The 19,562-nt window shown below is 65.8% G+C and carries 19 protein-coding genes; 7 read left to right on the top strand and 12 right to left on the bottom strand.

The features are described from left to right. Nucleotides 1-7: 7 nt before the first annotated feature. Nucleotides 8-463 carry a helix-turn-helix transcriptional regulator gene (locus ACNO8X_RS07750; protein WP_043401313.1) on the bottom strand — a complete coding sequence of 152 codons (456 nt, stop codon included), beginning with the start codon at nucleotides 461-463 and terminating at the stop codon, nucleotides 8-10. Nucleotides 464-571: 108 nt separating this feature from the next. Beyond that, nucleotides 572-1,951, bottom strand: a complete 1,380-nt coding sequence (locus tag ACNO8X_RS07745) for a DUF445 domain-containing protein (RefSeq protein WP_418004825.1) — start codon at nucleotides 1,949-1,951, stop codon at nucleotides 572-574. A 59-nt stretch (nucleotides 1,952-2,010) separates the two neighbouring features. Between ACNO8X_RS07745 and ACNO8X_RS07740 the strand changes: the two genes are divergently transcribed. Beyond that, nucleotides 2,011-2,715 (top strand): TetR/AcrR family transcriptional regulator, encoded by a 705-nt coding sequence (locus ACNO8X_RS07740; RefSeq protein ID WP_043401309.1) that lies wholly within the window; start codon nucleotides 2,011-2,013, stop codon nucleotides 2,713-2,715. 5 nt (nucleotides 2,716-2,720) lie between these two features. After that, entirely contained in the window at nucleotides 2,721-3,581 is an 861-nt protein-coding gene (locus tag ACNO8X_RS07735) for a polyphosphate kinase 2 family protein (protein WP_418004824.1), read from the top strand. A gap of 57 nt (nucleotides 3,582-3,638) precedes the next feature. Here ACNO8X_RS07735 and ACNO8X_RS07730 read toward each other — a convergent pair whose 3' ends face one another. The 4 genes from ACNO8X_RS07730 to ACNO8X_RS07715 all read right to left on the bottom strand — a co-directional run bounded on the left by ACNO8X_RS07730 (nucleotide 3,639) and on the right by ACNO8X_RS07715 (nucleotide 8,001). Further along, nucleotides 3,639-4,514, bottom strand: coding sequence for a cyclopropane mycolic acid synthase family methyltransferase (locus tag ACNO8X_RS07730; protein ID WP_418004823.1), 876 nt, complete (start codon nucleotides 4,512-4,514; stop codon nucleotides 3,639-3,641). 165 nt (nucleotides 4,515-4,679) lie between these two features. Then, a complete protein-coding gene (locus ACNO8X_RS07725) occupies nucleotides 4,680-5,540 on the bottom strand; it encodes a 3-hydroxybutyryl-CoA dehydrogenase (RefSeq protein ID WP_418004822.1) in 861 nt (286 codons plus the stop codon). Nucleotides 5,541-5,665: 125 nt separating this feature from the next. Continuing rightward, a complete protein-coding gene (aceA, locus tag ACNO8X_RS07720; RefSeq protein WP_043401298.1) occupies nucleotides 5,666-6,958 on the bottom strand; it encodes an isocitrate lyase in 1,293 nt (430 codons plus the stop codon). A 266-nt stretch (nucleotides 6,959-7,224) separates the two neighbouring features. Beyond that, on the bottom strand, nucleotides 7,225-8,001 hold the full coding sequence (locus ACNO8X_RS07715; RefSeq protein WP_418005814.1) for an acyl-ACP thioesterase domain-containing protein: 777 nt from the start codon (nucleotides 7,999-8,001) through the stop codon (nucleotides 7,225-7,227). Between the two features lie 203 nt (nucleotides 8,002-8,204). Between ACNO8X_RS07715 and ramB the strand changes: the two genes are divergently transcribed. From ramB to ACNO8X_RS07700, 3 genes are read left to right on the top strand one after another with little or no spacing between them, the layout of a single operon-like run. After that, nucleotides 8,205-9,620: an acetate metabolism transcriptional regulator RamB gene (ramB, locus tag ACNO8X_RS07710; protein WP_418004821.1), complete on the top strand. Its 1,416-nt coding sequence runs from the start codon at nucleotides 8,205-8,207 to the stop codon at nucleotides 9,618-9,620. Nucleotides 9,621-9,648: 28 nt separating this feature from the next. After that, the gene (locus ACNO8X_RS07705) at nucleotides 9,649-10,824 is read left to right on the top strand and encodes a DUF4185 domain-containing protein (RefSeq protein ID WP_418004820.1); all 1,176 of its coding nucleotides are present in this window, start codon (nucleotides 9,649-9,651) and stop codon (nucleotides 10,822-10,824) included. Between the two features lie 8 nt (nucleotides 10,825-10,832). Then, entirely contained in the window at nucleotides 10,833-11,306 is a 474-nt protein-coding gene (locus ACNO8X_RS07700) for a hypothetical protein (RefSeq protein ID WP_418004819.1), read from the top strand. Between the two features lie 7 nt (nucleotides 11,307-11,313). On the opposite strand, the gene ACNO8X_RS07695 is transcribed toward ACNO8X_RS07700, so the two are convergent. Beyond that, nucleotides 11,314-12,645: a DUF5933 domain-containing protein gene (locus ACNO8X_RS07695; protein WP_418004818.1), complete on the bottom strand. Its 1,332-nt coding sequence runs from the start codon at nucleotides 12,643-12,645 to the stop codon at nucleotides 11,314-11,316. A gap of 234 nt (nucleotides 12,646-12,879) precedes the next feature. Here ACNO8X_RS07695 and ACNO8X_RS07690 point away from each other — a divergent pair, with 234 nt between their 5' ends. Next, the gene (locus ACNO8X_RS07690; RefSeq protein WP_204354741.1) at nucleotides 12,880-13,428 is read left to right on the top strand and encodes a carboxymuconolactone decarboxylase family protein; all 549 of its coding nucleotides are present in this window, start codon (nucleotides 12,880-12,882) and stop codon (nucleotides 13,426-13,428) included. Nucleotides 13,429-13,436: 8 nt separating this feature from the next. Here ACNO8X_RS07690 and ACNO8X_RS07685 read toward each other — a convergent pair whose 3' ends face one another. The 3 genes from ACNO8X_RS07685 to ACNO8X_RS07675 form a co-directional block, all read right to left on the bottom strand. Next, on the bottom strand, nucleotides 13,437-13,646 hold the full coding sequence (locus ACNO8X_RS07685) for a hypothetical protein (RefSeq protein ID WP_308204067.1): 210 nt from the start codon (nucleotides 13,644-13,646) through the stop codon (nucleotides 13,437-13,439). Nucleotides 13,647-13,713: 67 nt separating this feature from the next. Beyond that, a complete protein-coding gene (lpdA, locus tag ACNO8X_RS07680; RefSeq protein ID WP_260936877.1) occupies nucleotides 13,714-15,108 on the bottom strand; it encodes a dihydrolipoyl dehydrogenase in 1,395 nt (464 codons plus the stop codon). Nucleotides 15,109-15,162: 54 nt separating this feature from the next. After that, entirely contained in the window at nucleotides 15,163-15,636 is a 474-nt protein-coding gene (locus ACNO8X_RS07675) for a DUF779 domain-containing protein (protein ID WP_418004817.1), read from the bottom strand. Here ACNO8X_RS07675 and ACNO8X_RS07670 point away from each other — a divergent pair. After that, nucleotides 15,630-17,696, top strand: coding sequence for a prolyl oligopeptidase family serine peptidase (locus tag ACNO8X_RS07670; protein ID WP_418004816.1), 2,067 nt, complete (start codon nucleotides 15,630-15,632; stop codon nucleotides 17,694-17,696). The genes ACNO8X_RS07675 and ACNO8X_RS07670 overlap by 7 nt on opposite strands. A 51-nt stretch (nucleotides 17,697-17,747) precedes the next feature. Here the strand turns inward: ACNO8X_RS07670 and ACNO8X_RS07665 are convergent, their stop codons facing one another. Together ACNO8X_RS07665 and ppk2 are read right to left on the bottom strand one after the other, a co-directional pair. After that, complete coding sequence (locus ACNO8X_RS07665; protein ID WP_418004815.1) at nucleotides 17,748-18,629, bottom strand: hypothetical protein; 882 nt, start codon at nucleotides 18,627-18,629, stop codon at nucleotides 17,748-17,750. A 28-nt stretch (nucleotides 18,630-18,657) separates the two neighbouring features. Beyond that, on the bottom strand, nucleotides 18,658-19,524 hold the full coding sequence (gene ppk2 / locus ACNO8X_RS07660) for a polyphosphate kinase 2 (RefSeq protein ID WP_043401274.1): 867 nt from the start codon (nucleotides 19,522-19,524) through the stop codon (nucleotides 18,658-18,660). Nucleotides 19,525-19,562 lie beyond the last annotated feature (38 nt).

Raw genomic sequence — 19,562 nt, 5'->3', positions numbered from 1 at the left:
GCGTTGGTCAGTTCGCTACTTGGTGAGTCTCAGTCGTCGTTGTCTGCTCCTCACTGGCGGCTTCCAATTCAGGCTGATCAGGAAGCGGTTTGGATTCGGCATCGTTCTGCTGCCGGAAGGATGTGTAGATATCGAGCAGCACCTGCTTCTGCCGCTCGGTGATCGAGAGGTCGGCGATGATGGCGTCACGCACCTCGCCGGCGGCACTGGGCTCCAGGATTCCGGCCCGTACGTAGAGCACCTCGGCCGAAACCCTGAGCGCCTTGGCGATCTGGTTCAGCACATCGGCCGACGGCTTGCGCAGGCCACGCTCGATCTGGCTCAGGTAGGGGTTGCTGACGCCCGCCTTCTCAGCGAGCTGGCGGACCGAGACCTGCGCAGCCTCCCGCTGGGTGCGGATGAAGCTGCCGATGTCCTGAGCTGCATTCGACATGACGGCGGCGATGTCTGCATCCTGCGCCATGTCGTTCCCCTGTCTTCGTCGACCGCTTTTGGTGGGCGATCTGTACAAAAACAACGGTAAAAGAGGGTGCTAACTATTGCAAGCGCTTGCAAGCGCTCGCTAGCACGATCAGAGGAAAAGCTCGGCGACCGTGTATATGACCAGCCCGGCCAACGATCCGACGACCGTGCCGTTGATCCGAATAAACTGCAGGTCACGACCCACATGGAGCTCGATCCGCCGGCTCGCTTCGTCGGCGTCCCAACGCTCGATGGTCTCCGTGATGATCGCTGTGATCTCCGTCCCATATTGCGCAACAAGGTGTTTTGCGCCCCTGACGAGCCAGTCGTCAACTTTGTCCCGCAGCTCCGCGTCGTCCCGCAGAGACTCCCCGATCCGCACCACCGAATCTGCAATCCGGGTGCGCAAAACTGACGATGGATCGTCCACCGATTCGAGGATGATGCGCTTGGCGGTGCTCCACGCCGTCTCCGCCGCCCGCGCCACCTCGTCGCGCGCCAGGATCTGTTCCTTGATCCGTTCGGCCCGCGCGATCGTGTCCTCGTCGTTCTGCAGATCGTCGGCGAAGTCGAAGAGGAACTTCGTGGCCGACATCCGCAGCTCGTGCTCGGGGTTGCGCCGCACCTTGTCGGTGAAGTCCATCAGCTCGCGGTGGATGCGGTCGCCCACCAGGTGGTCGACCCAGCGCGGCGACCACGTCGGCGAATCCCGCTCGATGACGCGCTCGATGATCTCGCCGGCATTGAGTGACCACTGGAACGCGCGGTCGGCCAGCAGCTGCAGCAGCGCCTCCTGGCGTCGCTCGGCCAGCAGGCTCTCCAGCACCCGGCCGATCGGCGGGCCCCACTGCGGTTCCGCGATCCGCTTGACGATCATCCGGTCCAGCACGTGCTGCACGTCTTCGTCGCGCAGTAGCTCCACCAGCACCCGCAGCACCGTCGACGCCTCGGCGGCCACCCGTGCCGCGTGCACCGGTTCCGACAGCCACTTGCCCAGCCGGCTGGCCACCTGGGCGTCGCGCAGCTTCGTCTCGACCACTTCCTGCGACATGAAGTTCTCGCGCACGAAGGTGCCCAAGCCCTCGCCGAGCTGGTCTTTCTTGCGCGGAATGATCGCGGTGTGCGGGATGGGGATGCCCAGCGGATGACGGAACAGCGCCGTCACGGCGAACCAGTCGGCCAGCGCACCGACCATGCCCGCCTCGGCACCGGCCCGCACATATCCCACCCATGGACCGGTCCAGCTGTACGCGCCGCCCCGGGCCTGCAACCATGTACACACGGCAAACAACACCGTCGCACCCAGCAGGAAGCTCAGCGCGACCGCTTTCATCCGGCGCAGGTTACGGCGCCGCTCTTCGTCGGCCGTCTGGTCGGCGCCGGCAAACGACTCCGCGAGGCTGACGTGCGGTTCGAGGGATGCCTGATGCCTTGGATGGGGTCCAGGTCCCGGCCTGGGTCGGTGTGCCACGCTTCCATCATCCTGCATGCCCGCAACAGGCGCCCCGTATTATCAAGCTGATCTAGCGGAATGGACGTACTGCGACCGTGGCACAGCAAAACGCACCCTCGTCGGCAAAAGCCGACGGGCGCAAACGACGCTGGCATCAACACAAGGTCGATCGCCGCAATGAACTGGTCGACGGCACACTCGAAGCCGTCCGGCGCCGCGGCAGCAACGTCAGCATGGACGAGATCGCGGCCGAGATCGGCGTGTCGAAGACCGTGCTGTACCGCTACTTCGTCGACAAGAACGACCTCACCACCGCGGTGATGATGCGCTTCGCGCAAACCACGCTGATCCCCAACATGGCATCGGCGCTGTCGTCGAACCTGGACGGCTTCGAACTCACCCGGGAGATCATCCGCGTGTACGTCGACACCGTCGCCGCGGAGCCCGAGATCTATCCGTTCGTGTTCGCCAACAGCTCGGCGAGCAAGAGCAAAGCCATCGCCGACTCGGAACAGATCATCGCGCGGATGCTCGCCGTCGTGCTGCGCCGACGCATGGCGCACGCCGGGATGGACACCGGCGGCGTCGACGCCTTCGCGTTCCACACCGTCGGCGGCGTGCAGCTGGCCACCCACTCGTGGATGTCCAATCGCCGGATGACCGCTGAACAACTCATCGACTACCTGACCTTGTTGTCCTGGGGCGCGCTGCGGGGCGCCGTCGAAGTCGGCGGGTCATTGCAGGAATTCAACGCGCAACCGCATCCGTCCCCGACGATCCCGCCGCATCTGATTCACTGAGCGGCGTGACCTCCGATCTGCCGTCGCTGTGGACCCACGAACCGCACAAGCACCTTGAGTTCAAACCCGGTCACCGGGTGGCCGACATCGACCCGGACGCCACCCCCGGGTTCCGCGGCAGCAAGGCCGACGCCCCCGATCTGCAGACCGAACGCAATGAGCGGTTCGCCGAGCTGCAGGAGATGCTGTACGCGAACAGCCGCTCCGGGGACCGCCGGTCCGTGCTGCTGGTCTTGCAGGGCATGGACACCGCCGGCAAAGGCGGAATCGTCAAACATGTTGTGGGAGCCGGTAATCCGCAAGGGATCTGGTACTCCGCCTTCGGCAAACCCACCCCGGAAGAGCTGTCACATCACTACCTTTGGCGCATCCAGAAGGCGGTGCCGCCGGCCGGGCACATCGGCGTCTTCGACCGGTCGCACTACGAGGACGTGCTGATCGTGCGGGTGCACGACCTGGTGCCGCCGTCGGTATGGGAAGGCCGGTACGACGAGATCAACGCCTTCGAGCGGGAGCTGACCGACGCCGGGACGACGATCATCAAGGTCGCGATGTTCGTCTCGCTCGACGAGCAGAAGAAGCGGCTCTCGGAGCGGCTCGACCGGCCGGACAAGTACTGGAAGTACAACCCCGCCGACATCGATGAGCGCCTGCTGTGGCCGAAGTACCAAGAGGCGTATCAGGCCGTGCTGGACCGCACCTCCACCGCGCATGCGCCGTGGCACGTCGTGCCGTGCAACCGCAAGTGGTACTCCCGGCTGGCCATCACCGAGCTGTTGATCGAAGCGCTCGAACAGCTCCAACTGTCTTGGCCCCCAGCCGATTTCGATGTCGAGGCAGAGAAGAAGCGGCTGGCGGAGGCCTAGGGCGGAAAACCGAAAGCCGCCCCCGGCATCGTCGGGAACGGCTCTTGGTTTGAAAAGCTACTTGACCAGAGTGAACTGGCCGATGTTGGTGATGCCGCGGCGGAAGAAGTCGGCGCAACCGGTCAGATACTTCATGTACCGGTCGTAGATCTCCTGGCCCTGCATGGCGATGGCCTCGTCCTTGTTGGCGGCGAGGTTGGCGGCCCACATATCCAGCGTGCGCGCGTAGTGCGGACGCAGCAGGTGGGTGCGTTCCAGGGTGAAGCCCGAGTTCGCGGCGAGCACCTCGATGTCCTCGACCGCCGGCAGCTGCCCGCCGGGGAAGATCACGTCGCCGATGAACTTCATGAACTTCAGGTCGCTGATGGTCAGCTTGATGCCGTTCTCGCGGAAGAACTGCTGGGTGTGCGCCAGGATGGTGTGCAGCAGCATCCGGCCGCCGTTCTCCGGCAGGATGTTGTAGGCGCGCTCGAAGAAGATCGGGTAGCGCTCCTGCTTGAAGGCCTCGAAAGCGCCGATCGAGACGATGCGGTCGACGGGCTCGTCGAACTCTTCCCAGCCCTGCATCCGGATCTCGATGCTGCGGTTGGTGTCGACCTTGGCCAGCCGCGCGCGGGCCCACTCCGACTGTTCCTTGCTCAGGGTGATGCCGATGACGTTGACGTCGAACTGGGTGATGGCGCGCTCGAGGCAGCCGCCCCAGCCACAGCCGATGTCGAGGAGGGTCATGCCCGGCTTCAGGTCCAGCTTGCCCAGCGCCAGGTCGAACTTGGCGTTCTGCGACTCCTCGAGCGTCATGTCCTCGCGCTCGTAGTAGCCGCAGGTGTAGCCCATCGTCGGGCCGAGCCACAGTGCGAAGAACTCGTTCGAGATGTCGTAGATCGACTGCGACTCCTCGTAATGGGGGGTCAAATCGATGTCGGCTTGTGACATATCGGTATCTATCCTTTGCGGTTACGTTCGCTGTCGCGGGAGGCGCCACGGCCTGGTGCGGCCGGATGACATATCCGTGCGTGCGCATGCCCTAACGGGCCCAGCGAAAAACGACCCGCACGCAAGGTTAACGAAAATTACTGCCAGGCTCCAACCCGGCGTCTGTCAATAGGTGTAGAAGCCTTTGCCAGACTTCTTGCCGAGCTGCCCGGCCTCGACCATGCGCAGCAGCAACGGCGGGGCCGCGTACAGCGGCTCCTTGTACTCGTCGTACATGGAGTCGGCGATCAGCTTCATGGTGTCCAGGCCCACCAGGTCGGCAAGCTTCAGCGGGCCCATCGGATGCGACAAGCCGGCGACGACGGCGGTGTCGATGTCCTCGACGGTGGCGAAGCCCGACTCGGCCATCCGGATGGCTGCCAGCAGGTAGGGAACCAGCAGGAAGTTGACAACGAAGCCCGAGCGATCCGCCGCCCGAACGACCTTCTTGCCCAGCACCTCGCCGGCGAAGGTCTCGACGCGCGCGGCGGCTTCGGGGGCGGTCGTCACCGAGGAGATGAGCTCGACCAGCGGCAGCACCGGCACCGGGTTGAAGAAGTGCAGACCGAGCACGCGGCTCGGGTTCTTGGTGGCGGCGGCGATGCGCATGATCGGGATGGACGACGTGTTCGACGCCAGCACGGCCGCGGGGTCGGTGATGATCTCGTCAAGCTGAGAGAAAACCTTCGCCTTGACGTTGACGTCTTCGACGATCGCCTCGATCACGAGCTGGCGGTCGGCCATGTCGGCCAGGTCGTTCGTGAAGCTCAGACGACCCAGCGCGGCGTCGCGGTCGGCCTCGGACAGCTTGCCCTTCTTGACCGCGTTGTCCAGCGACTTGGTGATCCGCTCCCGGCCGGCGGTGGTCAGCGCCTCGGTCGGCTCGAACGCCAGGACCTGTGCGCCTGCCTTGATGCAGACCTCGGCGATGCCGCCGCCCATCTGCCCGGCCCCGATGACCCCGACTCGTTCGATTGCGTTGCTCACCGCTGTCCTCTCCTCGTGATTACTTCTGAAGATATGCGACAGGCCCCGCCCAGATCCTGAGCGGGGCCTGCCATATCAAAACCAAACGGCTCAGTGACTCAAGCCCTCGGTTCCACTTCGCAAGCTCAGTGGAACTGGCCCTCTTCGGTCGAGCCCTTCAGAGCTGCGGTCGAGGTGTTCGGGTCCACGGTGGTGGCGATCTTGTCGAAGTAGCCGGCGCCGACCTCACGCTGGTGCTTGGTGGCGGTGTAGCCCCGCTCCTCGGCCGCGAACTCGCGCTCCTGCAGGTCGACGTAGGCGGTCATGCCCTCGCGGGCGTAGCCGTAGGCCAGGTCGAACATGGAGTAGTTCAGGGCGTGGAAGCCGGCCAGGGTGATGAACTGGAACGTGAAGCCCATGGCACCCAGTTCCTTCTGGAACTTGGCGATGGTCGAGTCGTCCAGCGCCTGCTTCCAGTTGAACGACGGGCTGCAGTTGTAGGACAGCAGCTGGTCCGGGAAGTCAGCCTTGACGGCCTCGGCGAACTTGCGGGCGACCTCGAGGTCCGGCACGCCGGTCTCCATCCAGATCATGTCGGCGTACGGGGCGTAGGCCTTGGCACGCGCGATGCAGGGCTCGATGCCCTTCTGGATGTTGTAGAAGCCCTCAGCGGTGCGCTCACCGGTGACGAACGGCTTGTCGCGGTCGTCCACGTCCGAGGTGATCAGGGTGGCGGCCTCGGCGTCGGTCCGGGCGATGACGACGGTCGGGGTGCCCGCGACGTCGGCGGCCAGGCGGGCCGAGGTCAGGGTGCGGATGTGCTGCTGGGTCGGGATCAGCACCTTGCCACCGAGGTGGCCACACTTCTTCTCCGACGCCAGCTGGTCCTCCCAGTGGGTACCGGCGGCACCCGCGGCGATCATGGCCTTCTGCAGTTCGTAGACGTTCAGGGCGCCACCGAAGCCGGCTTCACCGTCGGCGACGATCGGCACCAGCCAGTTGTCGACGCTCTTGTCACCCTCGACGCGGGCGATCTCGTCGGCGCGCAGCAGGGCGTTGTTGATGCGGCGGACGACGGCCGGCACCGAGTTGGCCGGGTACAGGCTCTGGTCCGGGTAGGTGTGGCCGGAGAGGTTCGCGTCACCGGCGACCTGCCAACCCGACAGGTAGATGGCCTTCAGGCCGGCGCGGACCTGCTGAACGGCCATGTTGCCGGTCAGGGCGCCCAGCGCGTTGATGTAGGAGCCGTCGCCCTTGGTGACGCCGTCCCAAAGGATTTCGGCACCACGACGCGCGAGGGTGTTCTCCTCGACGACGCTGCCCTGCAGCTCCTCAACCTGAGCTGCGGTGTAGTCGCGGGTGATGCCCTTCCAGCGAGGGTTGGTGTCCCAGTCCTGCTGAATCTCAGCGGCGGTACGTGGCTTTCCGACGTTGGACATTGTGCTCCTTCGTGAGGCCGCGTCGCCGTGGGCGCCAAGAAACAAGTGCGATTGTTAACGCTTTGGCGACTTCGCTTGTGTGCTGATAACGACGATGACACAGCACATACCCGCAGGTCCAGCGGCTACAGGTGCCAACTTTCGCCAACAGTCGTAGCCAAGTTGCGAAGATTGCGAATTTGCTGCGTTGCTTAACCGGTTCAGTAGCTACTGACTGGTAACCGAAATGCGCTGGTCAGTACGCTCGTACTGTTAAATCGGCGCACTCAGAGCGCGAACAGACACGCGACCGCTTTGACCTCGTCACCGACCACATATGTGAGCGTTGTAACACCGCGGTCACATAGCTCCGGACCGAATTTGTCCGTCGATCCGGCCGGGTACTCGTGCGTGATGATCTCCAATCGCTCCCCCAGGGCCACCGCGGCGTCGTGCTCGATGGCGACCCGCAGCGGTGCCTCCAACAGCTCGGGGCGATAGGTCTGCAGGTAGTCCTCGACCACCGACCAGTAGACGGAGTTGTTCATGTGGTCGAACAGGTCGATGTCGCTGACGCGGACCGGGTAGTCCACGATCCGGGTGGCATCGTCACGGCCACCGGCCTTGAGGTAGCCCTTCCACCGCAGCCGATCGGTGGTGGCGGTCCGCTTCAGACCGGCCAGGAAGTCGTCCGAGATCCGCGCCGGCCCCTGAGTCTCGAGGTTCATGTTGATCCAGAACGCCTCGGATTCCATCAGCCCGCCCTTGCGGCCGTCGATGCGCACCCGCATCTCACACCACCGGTTCGAGGTTCCCGAACACCAGCGCCGCAGTCGCAGGATGTCGCCGCGCTCGATGGGGCGGATCAAATCCACCATGGTGCGCCGGACGACCCAGGCGGGGTGGACGTCTTCGTAGCCCATCTGGCGCAGCTGATCCTGGCCGATGTCCTGGATGTGCCGGCAGGCGCCGTCGAACCGCAGTCGGCCGTCCCGATCGACGTCGGCCATCCGCAGCGGCCAGCTGGTGTCGAACACGTCGGGGTGACCTTCAGGGACCGGCATCAGGACCTTGGCCAGCCCCGTTGCCAATGTGGCAGTGGCCTTTTCGACGGTCTTTTCGGCGGTCCCCGCGGTGGTCATGGTGTCCCTTTCCCGGCGGGTCCACTCGGCTGGATCGCCCAACTCACCCGCGGGCCCGATCCTGCCACAGCGCCGATTTGCCAATTCTGCGAAGGCGGTATTCACATCATTGTTAGGCTGCTGTCATGGCGAAGACTTTCGTTGGCTCCCGGGTGCGTCAGCTCCGCGGCGAACGCGGCTTCAGCCAGGCCGCGCTGGCGCAGATGCTCGACATCTCGCCCAGCTACCTCAACCAGATCGAGCACGACGTGCGGCCACTGAGCGTCGCCGTACTGCTCCGGATCACCGAGGTGTTCGGCGTCGACGCGACGTTCTTCGCCTCCCAGGACGACACCCGTCTGGTCGCCGAGCTACGCGAAGCACTGATGGATCGGGACCTGGGCGTCGACGTCGACATCCCCGAGATCGCCGACCTGGTCAGCACCCACCCGACGATGGCCCGCGCGATGGTCGATCTGCACCGCCGCTACCGCCTGTCCACCGCACAGCTGGCCGCCGCCACCGAAGACCGGTTCTCCGACGGCAGCGGCAGCGGCGCCATCACCATGCCGCACGAAGAGGTGCGCGACTTCTTCTACTCACGGCAGAACTACCTCCACGAACTCGACACCGCGGCCGAGGAATTCATCCTGCGCATGCACATGCGCAGGTCCGAGCTGTCCCGCGAGCTCGCCGAGAGGCTGAGCCGCGTGCACCACGTGCGCATCGTGCAGCGGCTCGAACTCGGCGACAACGTGCTGCACCGCTACGACCCGGAGACCAGGACGCTGGAGATCGGTGGCCACCTCTCATCGGGACAGTACGTGTTCAAGCTGGCCGCCGAGCTGGCCTACCTGGAATTCGGCGACCTGCTGGAAAGCCTGGTGGCCGAAGGCAATTTCACCAGCGACGAGTCGGTGAAGCTGGCCCGCATGGGGCTGGCCAACTATTTTGCCGCCGCCGCCGTGCTGCCCTATGGCCAGTTCCACGCTGTCGCAGAAGAATTCCGCTACGACGTCGAGCGGCTGTCGGCCTACCACTCGGTGAGTTACGAGACCATCGCGCACCGGCTGTCGACGCTGCAGCGACCGTCGATGCGCGGCGTACCGCTGTCGTTCGTCCGGGTCGACCGGGCCGGGAACATGTCGAAACGCCAGTCCGCCACCGGATTTCACTTCTCCTCCTCGGGCGGCACCTGCCCGCTGTGGAACGTCTACGAGACGTTCGCGAACCCCGGCAAGATGCTGGTGCAGATCGCCCAGATGCCCGACGGCCGCAACTACATGTGGGTGGCGCGCACCGTGGAACGACGGGCCGCGCGGTACGGCCAGCCCGGCAAGACGTTCGCCATCGGGCTGGGTTGCGAACTGCGCCATGCCAATCGGCTCGTCTATTCCGAAGGGCTGGACCTGTCCGGCGGGGCCGCGACCCCCATCGGCTCGGGCTGCCGGGTGTGCGAACGGGACAACTGCCCGCAGCGGGCGTTCCCCGCGTTGGGCCGGGCACTGGACCTCGACGAACACCGCAGCACGGTGACGCCGTATGTGGTGAAGCGGGGATAGTCGGTCGGTTCGCACCTAACATGACGCCATGGGGAACTGCCTGAGCCGCCTCGTCCAGCGCCTCTTCCGACGTCGAGCAAAGGCACCAGCCCGGGTTGGGCACGGACTGCCTTCGACGCTCTACCCCGTAGCCACCGCACTGTCGGGTACCCGGCCCGGCCACGGCGCCAATGTGGCACCGGGCGCGGTCAGGAACCTCGGCCCGATCGCCGGCACCGGAGCGCGCCGCGGGATTCCCGGGATCGGCGCGGCAGACCTCGGCGAGATCATCGCACTGCCCAATGGCCGGTTGGTGTCGGTGTTCGGCGACTCGTTCAGGGGCGACCGGGTCGGTGGCCCCGACTGCGACCACTACCGCTCGGTCGCCGTGCCGGTTGCGGGCTGGGACGACGACGGCCGCGCGATCTACGGCAGTCCCTTCAACCGAACCGGAGGCCCTGGCGCGCCGAACATCCTGTTCCCGCCGCCCGCCGAAGCACTGAAACTCGATGCCGATACCAACACCCTGCCCGGCGGCGCCATCGTGGTCGACGACACGACCTACATGCTGGTCGCCGGTACCTCCGCCCTGATTCCGACGGCGGGTTCGTGGCTGGTCAAGGTCAATGACGATCCAGCTGCCGGCTGGCCGGCCGTGCCCGGTTCATGGCGGCCGGGCGATGCCGCGCCGTCTCAGGTCAGTGGCTATCTCGCCGGTGACGGCATGGTGTACATCGTCGGCAATTGCTTCGATCGCAGCCGGGGCGTCACGCTGTACCGGGTGTCACCGGCAACGGTCACGGACCGGGATTCCTGGCAGCCATGGACCGGAACTGATTGGGGCACAAAGGAGGATGAGCCCCGCATCCTCAGTGGGCAGCAGACCTTCGGTGAGCTCAGCTTGCGTGAGGTCGGCGGGCAGGTCGTGCTGGCGGCGTTCAACAGCAGCCAGAACGTCTGGCAGGTCGAGGTCCGGGTGAGCACCGACCCGACACGGCTGTTCGCGGGATCGGTGCCGGTGATCGTTGCGGCACAACAACACACCCCGGCGGCACCCAACTTCATCTTTCAGCCCTACGGCGGCTACGTCGTCCCAGGGTCGACGCTGGCCAACCTCAACCTTGTCGTCAGCCAATGGAACACCGGGTGCGATGCCGCAGGCGAACCGCTCGGGGCGCCCTACGATTCACAGCAAGTGATCGTCAATGCGGTCGGCGCACCATGATCAGGCGCGTGGCACCGGCTATGTTTGCACTCGTCGCGGTCGCGTGCTGTCGACCCGAATCTAGTACTGACACACTGCGATTCCCGGATCTGACCAACTACACCCCGGTCGATGTGGCCGGCTTCCAGGTCGACGCCTCGACACCCGGACACCGTGCGACGCAGGTCGTCTTCTTGACGCCCGACGGAATCACCTGTGCCTTCAGCGTTCCCGCCGCAGCGGGCTGCACGGGCAACAACTTCCCCGGCGTACCGCCGGCCGCCGCGGGGGTGAATTCCATTGCCACCAACTCGGCTCTGGACACCACCAATGCGCCCATCGCCCGCACGCCGGCCCTGAAAACCCTGCCGCCTTTGCACACTCTCACGGTCAACGGCGTGACCTGCGGCGTCGACGACAAGCGCACCACCGCGTGCAAGGATTCTCGGGGACGCGGATTCGTCATGTCCCCCAAGGGCACTACGTGGCTGCCCCGCGTGTGACGACGACTCAGACAGTCGGACTGTCTGACGCCTCGCCAGGCAAACGCTCGATCGCCGGCGCAGGTGCGCCCGGACGCGAGAAGAACGTGGCGTAGAAGCCGTAGACCAGCGTCGCGAATGCTCCAATGATGAGCAGCCCGAACATGATCGGGTACGCCGCCATCCAATCGGACAGGTAGCGAACACACAGCAGCAGACCGGCGATTATGGCTACACCACCGGCGATGAGCCGCAGTCGGGCCTGGTGACCCGGTCGAACCGGCTCCCGCAGAGCCGATTCCACCGTCAGGCACAACGCCGCACCGACCACCAGGTCGACGCCGTAGTGGAAGCCGAAGCCCAGGGTCGCGGCCAGGGTGCCCACCAGCCAGCAGGTGCCGCCGATGCGCAACCACCGCGGACCTGACCGCGAATGGATGAACACTGCCAGCGCCCATGCCGTATGCAATGACGGCATGCAATTGCGCGGGGTCGACGTATCGAAGGCGATGGCAGCCGGTGTCCCGTCAACGGGCGGCAGCAGCGCCGGCCAGAAGTCGCCGACCTGGAATCCGCCGCCGGCCGCGCCGAACGCGTAGGTGGGCCCGACCAACGGGAACATCAGATAGATCAGCGGGCCGATCAGACCGAGCACGAGGAAGGTCCGAACGACGAAATGCCGCGGCCACCGTCCACCGGTGGTCACATTCCGCAGCTGATAGATGGCAACAACGGTCGCGGCGGCCGAGAGTTCGAGATACACCCAGTGCAGGAGGAAGTAGAGCACCGAATGGTGCTGGACCAGCTGCCCCAGCACCCAGGACGGCTGCCCGAGGGCGACGTCGGCCCGCACCGCGAACTCATCGAGCACGGTGGGACGCGTCAGCGACGTGATGGTCAGCCAGGCGTCACCGGCCTTGGTGGCGAGCACGAGCAACAGTCCGGTGGCGACACCCTTGAGCGCGGTGTCGCGCTGCGAGCCAGTCCACCGCATCAGCGCAAACACACCCAGCCCGGTGAGGACGACCAGTGCGCCGCTGCCCATCGCCGATGGGAGGCCGACGTACTCCCGGCCGACGACAAAGAGCACATCGAGCCCGAACGCAGCGCCGGCAATCGGCAGCCGGTACTGCCGCGGTACCGCGACGAGCGCCACCACCAGGGCCGCCCAGGGCACCGTGAACCCCGCCGGAGTTCCGACGTAATCGCTGATCAAGCGCTCGAGCGGACCCCGAAATCCACACAGCATGGCCGTGGCCTGCAGCGCGCACATGAACGTCGCGACCAGCGCAAGGCCGATCGCGACCTTCGTCCGGGGCGGTACACCCTCCTTAAGAAAGGGTGAATGCTCAGTGAACACGCCATAGACGATAGGTCGTCAGACGCCGCTACCAGCAATTTGCGACCAATTTGCGACTCAGCACATGTTCATTGCGCCCGCTGCACTCCGTGGATGGCGTAGGCAAGTTGTTGGCGCTGCTCGTCGATCGTGCGCCGGCCGTTCATCACCACCCTCGGCTCGATGCACTATCGAGGCGCTGCGCTCGCATGGCTCGACCCTATGACGCCGTCGCCTGTGCCAGACTCGGGAATTGTGAACACCATCGAGCCGGCCCGCATCGAACCCGGCGGCTTCCGTGAGCTGGGCCCACTCAACTGGGTCATCGCCAAGATCGGCGCCAAGACCATCCGGGCACCGAGGTTCACGCTGTTCAACGTCCTCGGCCAGCATCATCTGCTGTTCCTGACGTTCCTCCCCTACTCCGGCATGCTGCTGGGCCGCAGCAAGCTGGGCCTCAAGGATGCCGAGTTGGTGATCCTGCGCGTCGGGCATCTGCGCGGCAGCGAGTACGAGCTGCAGCAGCACCGTCGTCTGGCCCGCAGCCGCGGCGTCGACGCCGAGACGCAGGCCCGGATTTTCGAAGGCCCGGACGCCGAGGGCCTGACCGACCGGCAGCGCGTCCTGATCACCGCCACCGACGAATTCGTCATCACCCGATCGGTGTCCGATCAGACGTGGAAATCGCTGGCGTCGTACCTGGATCGCAAGCAGCTCATCGAATTCTGCCTGCTGGCAGCGCAATACGACGGGCTCGCGGCGACCATCGCCACCCTGCGCATTCCGCTCGACTTCCCGGACTGACCGCTCGGCTACAGGTAGGTGACTCCGAGTACCGCCAGCGTCATCAAGACCGGCGCAACGGGCAGACACCACAGGAACGCGGACTTCGCAAAAGCCTTGCGCTCCTGAAACTTTCGAGCGAAGAACACGGCGGCGCCCGCCACCACGAAGACCACGCCGGACATCACCAGCACCCAGAAGCTGATCCTGGTGGTGTCCATCGCGAGTGAGATGGCCACCAGCCACAACATGTGGCCGACGACCAAACCGCCTATCGCGGCAACAACATTCGCGCGCAAGACCGACTCAGAAGTTGATCATGTGGCCGGCCAGGCCGTGGATGGCCTCCTGCAGCGCCTCCGACAGCGTCGGGTGGGTGTGCACGTTGCGGGCCAGCTCGTTGACGGTCAGATCCCACTTCTGGGCCAGCGTCAGCTCGGGCAGCAGCTCGGACACATCGGGCCCGATCAGGTGCCCGCCGATCAGCTCGCCGTACTTGGCATCGGCGATCAGCTTCACGAAGCCGGTCGGGTCGGCCAGGCCGTGCGCCTTGCCGTTCGCGGTGAACGGGAACTTGGCGACCTTGACGTCGTAGCCTTCGGCCTTGGCCTGCTCCTCGGTGAGCCCGAAGCTGGCGACCTGCGGCTGGCAGAACGTGGCGCGCGGCATCATGCGGTAGTCGCCGAGCGCCAGGGTCTCGGCACCGGCGATGGTCTCGGCAGCGACGACGGCCTGCGCCTCGGCGACGTGCGCGAGCTGCAGCTTGGCGGTCACGTCACCGATCGCGTAGATGTGCGGGACGTTGGTGTGCATGTAGTCGTCGATCGCGATGGCGCCGCGGTCGGTGAGTGCGACACCCGTCGTCTCCAGGCCGTAGCCCTCGACGTTGGGGCCGAAACCGATGGCCTGCAACACCTTGTCGGCCTTGAGCTCCTGGCTGACGCCGTCCTTGCTCACCACGACGGTCACGTCCGAGCCATTGTCGGTGATCGACTCGACCTTGGTGCCGGTGAGAATCTTGACGCCCAGCTTCTTGTACTGCTTCTCGATCTCCTTGGAGACCTCGGCGTCCTCGTTGGGCAGCGCGCGCGGCAGGAACTCGACGATGGTCACGTCGACGCCGTAGTTCTTCAGCACGTAGGCGAACTCCATGCCGATGGCGCCCGCGCCGGCGATGATGATCGAGCCGGGCAGCTCCCGGGTCATGATCTGCTTCTCGTAGGTGACGACGTTCTCGCTCAGCGAGGTGCCGGGCACCAGCCGCACCGACGAACCGGTCGCGATGATCGCGTTGGCGAAGGTGATGTTCTCGGTACCGCCGGCGTTCAGCGCGACGCTCATCGAGTTCGGGCCGGTGAAGGTGCCGTAGCCCTCCAGCTCGGTGATCTTGTTCTTCTTCATCAGGAAGTGCACGCCCGCGACGCGGCCCTCGGCGACCTTGCGGCTGCGGTCGAACGCCGCACCGAAGTCGAAGCTGGCCTCGCCACTGATGCCGAACGTCTTGGCTTCCTTGTTGAAGATGTGCGCCAGCTCCGCGTTGCGCAGCAGGGCCTTGGATGGGATACATCCCACGTTGAGACAGACGCCGCCCCAGTACTTCGGTTCGACGATGGCGGTGGTCAGCCCCAGCTGGGCTGCGCGAATGGCGGCGACATATCCGCCGGGACCGGCTCCGAGAACGACGACGTCATAGTGAGTCACATGCACACCTTATAGGCGAGCGGTGCTTGGCAGGCGGGAGACCGATTCAACCGGCTACGTTCCCGGCAGCGGGCACGCCTCCTCGGCGCGGTCGACGATCAGCGTGCCGTCCCGGACGGGCCGCGCGCCCTGCGCGTACTGGACGCCGACGATGGGCGGCTGGGCGGCGAGCTCGGCGTTCTCCGCCTCGGCGAACACCCGCCCGCGTGACAGGAAGCGTTTGCCTTCGGGCGCCTCCAGGCTGAACCCGCTGCCCCGGCCCGCGACCACGTCGATGATCAGTTGCGTGTGCTGCCAGGCCTCGAACTGCGGGCCCGATATCCACACCGGTACGCCGTCGGCTCCGACGTCGAGCACCGCAAGCAGCACGTCCCGGTCCCCCACGATGAAATCGCCATCGGGATAACACATCGGCGACGACCCGTCGCAGCATCCGCCGGACTGATGAAACATCAACGGCCCGTGCTGGTTCTGCAGACTGCGCAGCAGTTCGGCGGCATCGGCGGTGATCAGTGCCCGTGATGGCATGCAGCCACCCTACGCCGGAGGGTAAGAATGTCCGGGTGACTTCTGATTCCCTCGCCCCGGGCGATGCTGATCCCTACCTGTGGCTCGAGGACATCACCGGCGACGACGCGCTGAACTGGGTGCGCGAGCACAACGACCCGACGATCGCCGAGTTCGGCGGCGAGCGATTCGAGCAGATGCGCGCCGACGCCCTCGAGGTGATGGACACCGATGCCCGCATCCCGTACGTCCGGCGGCGCGGCGAGCTGCTCTACAACTACTGGCGCGACGCCGAGAACCCCCGTGGGCTGTGGCGGCGCACCACGCTCGACAGCTACCGCACTGACGCCCCCGAGTGGGACGTGCTGATCGACCTCGACAAGCTCGCGGCCGACGAAGACGAGAACTGGGTGTGGGCCGGTGCCGATGTCATCGAGCCCGGCCTGAACCTCGCCCTGATCGCGTTGTCCCGCGGCGGGGCCGACGCGTCGGTGGTCCGCGAGTTCGACATGGAGGCAAGGCAATTCGTCGACGACGGATTCAACCTGCCGGAAGCCAAGTCCAGCGTCTCCTGGGAGACACCCGACACGGTACTGGTTGGCACCGATTTCGGGCCCGGCGCCATGACCGAGTCGGGGTACCCGCGGATCGCCAAGCGGTGGCACCGCGGACAGCCGCTGTCCGAGGCCGTGACGATCTTCGAAGGCGCGGCGTCCGACGTCAGCGTCGGCGCGGGCTACGACAGCACACCGGGTTTCGAGCGGTTGATGGTGTCGCAGTCCACCGACTTCTTCAATCGCGAACGCTACGAAGTCCGCGGCGACGAGCTGATCCGCATCGACGTGCCCACCGATGCCGCGCTCTCCATCCACCGCGAATGGCTGCTGATCCGGCCGCGCGTCGAGTGGGCAGTCGGTGACACGACCTACGCGGCGGGGACACTGCTGGCCGCCCGCTATGACGACTACCTGGCCGGAAACCGGGATCTGAGTGTGGTTTTCGAGCCCGACGAGCACAGCAGCATGCAGAACTTCGCGTGGACCCGCGACCGGCTGCTGCTGCAGACGTTGGTCGACGTCATCGGCCACATCGAGCTGGTCACCCCCGGCGCCTGGGAGCGCGAGGACATTCCGGGCGTGCCGAAGCACGCCACCACCGTCATCGTCGATGTCGACGAGTACGGCGACGAAATCTTCCTGGACTCAAGCGGATTCGACAGCCCGTCGCGCCTGCTGTGGGGGCATGCCGGCGGCGCGGTGACCGAGATCAAGCGGGCCCCGGGATTCTTCGACGCCTCCGAAGTCGAGGTGTCGCAGCATTTCGCGACGTCCGCCGACGGCACCCGCATCCCGTATTTCGTTGTGGGACAACGTGGCGTCACCGAGCCGCGCAAGACACTGCTGAGTGGGTACGGCGGATTCGAGTCGTCGATGCTGCCCGGCTACGCCGGGGTGCTCGGCCGGCTGTGGCTGACCCAGGGCGGCACCTACGTCGAGGCCAACATCCGCGGCGGCGGTGAGTACGGCCCGCGCTGGCACACCCAGGCGATGCGCGAGGGCCGCCACCTGGTCTACGAGGACTTCGCCGCCGTCGCAGCCGATCTGGTGCGCCGCGGCATCACCACCGTCGAACAGCTCGCCGCCGAGGGCGGCAGCAACGGCGGGCTGCTCATGGGCGTCATGCTGACGCGGTATCCGGAGTTGTTCGGTGCTCTGGTGTGCAGCGTGCCGCTGCTGGACATGAAGCGGTATCACCTGTTGCTCGCCGGAGCCTCGTGGGTGGCCGAGTACGGCGACCCGGACAACCCCGACGACTGGGAGTTCATCTCGAAGTACTCGCCGTACCAGAACATTTCGGCCGAGCGGACCTACCCCGCGCTACTGATGACCACTTCGACGCGCGACGATCGGGTGCATCCGGGCCACGCCCGGAAGATGACGGCGGCACTCGAGGCCGTCGGCCACCGCGTCAACTACTACGAGAACATCGAGGGCGGACACGGCGGGGCCGCCGACAACTCGCAGGCAGCGTTCAAAGCCGCGCTGGTGTATTCGTTCCTGGAGCGCACCGTCGGGGCGTGATTTGTGCACGTTTTTTCGCGCCGACCGCGGATTTTCGTGCACAAATCACTGTCAGGCGGCGGGGCTGGCTGCGGGCTTGGGCTTGCGCACCACCCGGCGGCCGAGGTTGCCCAGCAGCGTCACGAGCACGCCCAGCACCACCAGTCCGCCACCGACGGCCAGGGTGATGTTGAGCCACTCGTGAGCGTTGGCGATGGCGGTATCGACCATGACGTCGGCCACCTGGCGGACGTTGCCGGTGGTGCGGTTGAGCCCGTCGTTGATGTAGCGCCGCCCCGCCTCGATGCCGGCCCAGCCGGCGGCGCCGACGATCATGGTCGAGATGCCGAGGGCGGCAACGGTTTTTCCGCGGGATCGAGTGACTGCCAGGGTGAGCAGGGCGAAGATGCCCGTCAGGATGCAGATGCCGACCCGCGCCCACGGTCCCCACGTCGTCGCGGCGCGGAACTGGCCCGGCCGTACCGATTGGGCCGAATCGGTAATCGGCACTTCGATTTTCGACGGCACGCGGATGCCCAGCGCCGACAACGTCGCCTTGAACGACCGGTCCGACAGCATCGGAGACAGGTCGACGACCCACCGGCCGGACGCATCCGAGTGCGCCATGGTGTCGGTGAACAGCCAGTCGTGTGCATAGCCGTTCGCGGTGCCGAACTGGCCCGGGAACGCCGAGCTGGAGGTGTACAGGCCGGCGGCACTCGACATGGTGCTGGTGCTCAGGTCATATCCCGCACTGGTGGCCAGCTTGTTGATCTGGATGCCCAGCTCGCTGGCCGTGGCCTTCTGCAGCTCATGGTTCTTGGCCGCCGCGGTCGCCAGCGCGACGTAGCCGCCCCGGTCGACAATTGTGTGCTGCGCCCAGCAGACCGGCACAGCCACCGCCACAGCGACGGTGGTGACCAGCCACAACAGCAGTGTCGCGACGAATCGCAAGCGCCCTCCTACGTTGGTGGGCGCCGCCTCAGTCCGACAGCGCCCGTCCCACGATCAGCGGGTCGGCGTGCCCGACCACCTCATGGTCCTTGTTGTCGTAATCGAACTTACCGAGAACATGGCGCATGGCGTTGATCCGGGCACGCTTCTTGTCGTTGCTCTTCACCACAGTCCACGGCGCGACCTCGGTGTCGGTCCAGGCGAACATCTCTTCCTTGGCCGCGGTGTAGGCGTCCCACTTGTCCAGCGAGGCCAGGTCCGTCGGGGACAGCTTCCACTGCCGCACCGGGTCGACCTGGCGGATGGTGAACCGCGTGCGCTGCTCGGCCTGGGTCACCGAGAACCACAGCTTGGTGAGGCTGATGCCGTCGTTGGCCAGCATCTGTTCGAAAAGCGGTGCCTGGCGGACGAATTCAGCGTGCTGCTTGGGCGTGCAGTAACCCATGACGCGTTCCACACCGGCCCGGTTGTACCAGGAGCGGTCGAACAGCACGATCTCGCCGGCGGCCGGCAGGTGCGTGACGTACCGCTGGAAGTACCACTGGGTGCGTTCCCGCTCCGTCGGCTTCTCCAGCGCGACGACGCGGGCGCCGCGCGGGTTGAGGTGCTCCATGAACCGCTTGATGGTGCCACCCTTGCCGGCGGCGTCACGGCCTTCGAAGACGATGACGTGCCGCAGCCCGTTGGCCTGGCTCCACTTCTGCAGCTTCAGCAGTTCGATCTGCAGCAGACGCTTCTGCTCCTCGTACTCCTGCCGGTTCATCCGGTCGTCGTACGGGTAGCCCTCACGCCAGGTGTCGACCACTTCTCCGCTGTGCACCAGCACCAGTTCGGGATCGTCGTCGTCATCATCGCGGACTGCATAGCCGTCAACGGCAGCGGTGTCGAGGGTCACCGGCTGAAGGTAACCGCCGGGCCGAACCTGGCGGTGAC

The sequence above is a fragment of the Mycobacterium sp. PDNC021 genome, from assembly GCF_048282635.1.
Classification (GTDB): Bacteria; Actinomycetota; Actinomycetes; order Mycobacteriales; family Mycobacteriaceae; genus Mycobacterium; species Mycobacterium llatzerense.
The sequence above is the reverse complement of the archived record's forward strand: the minus strand, read 5'-3'. Positions and strand labels throughout refer to the sequence as shown.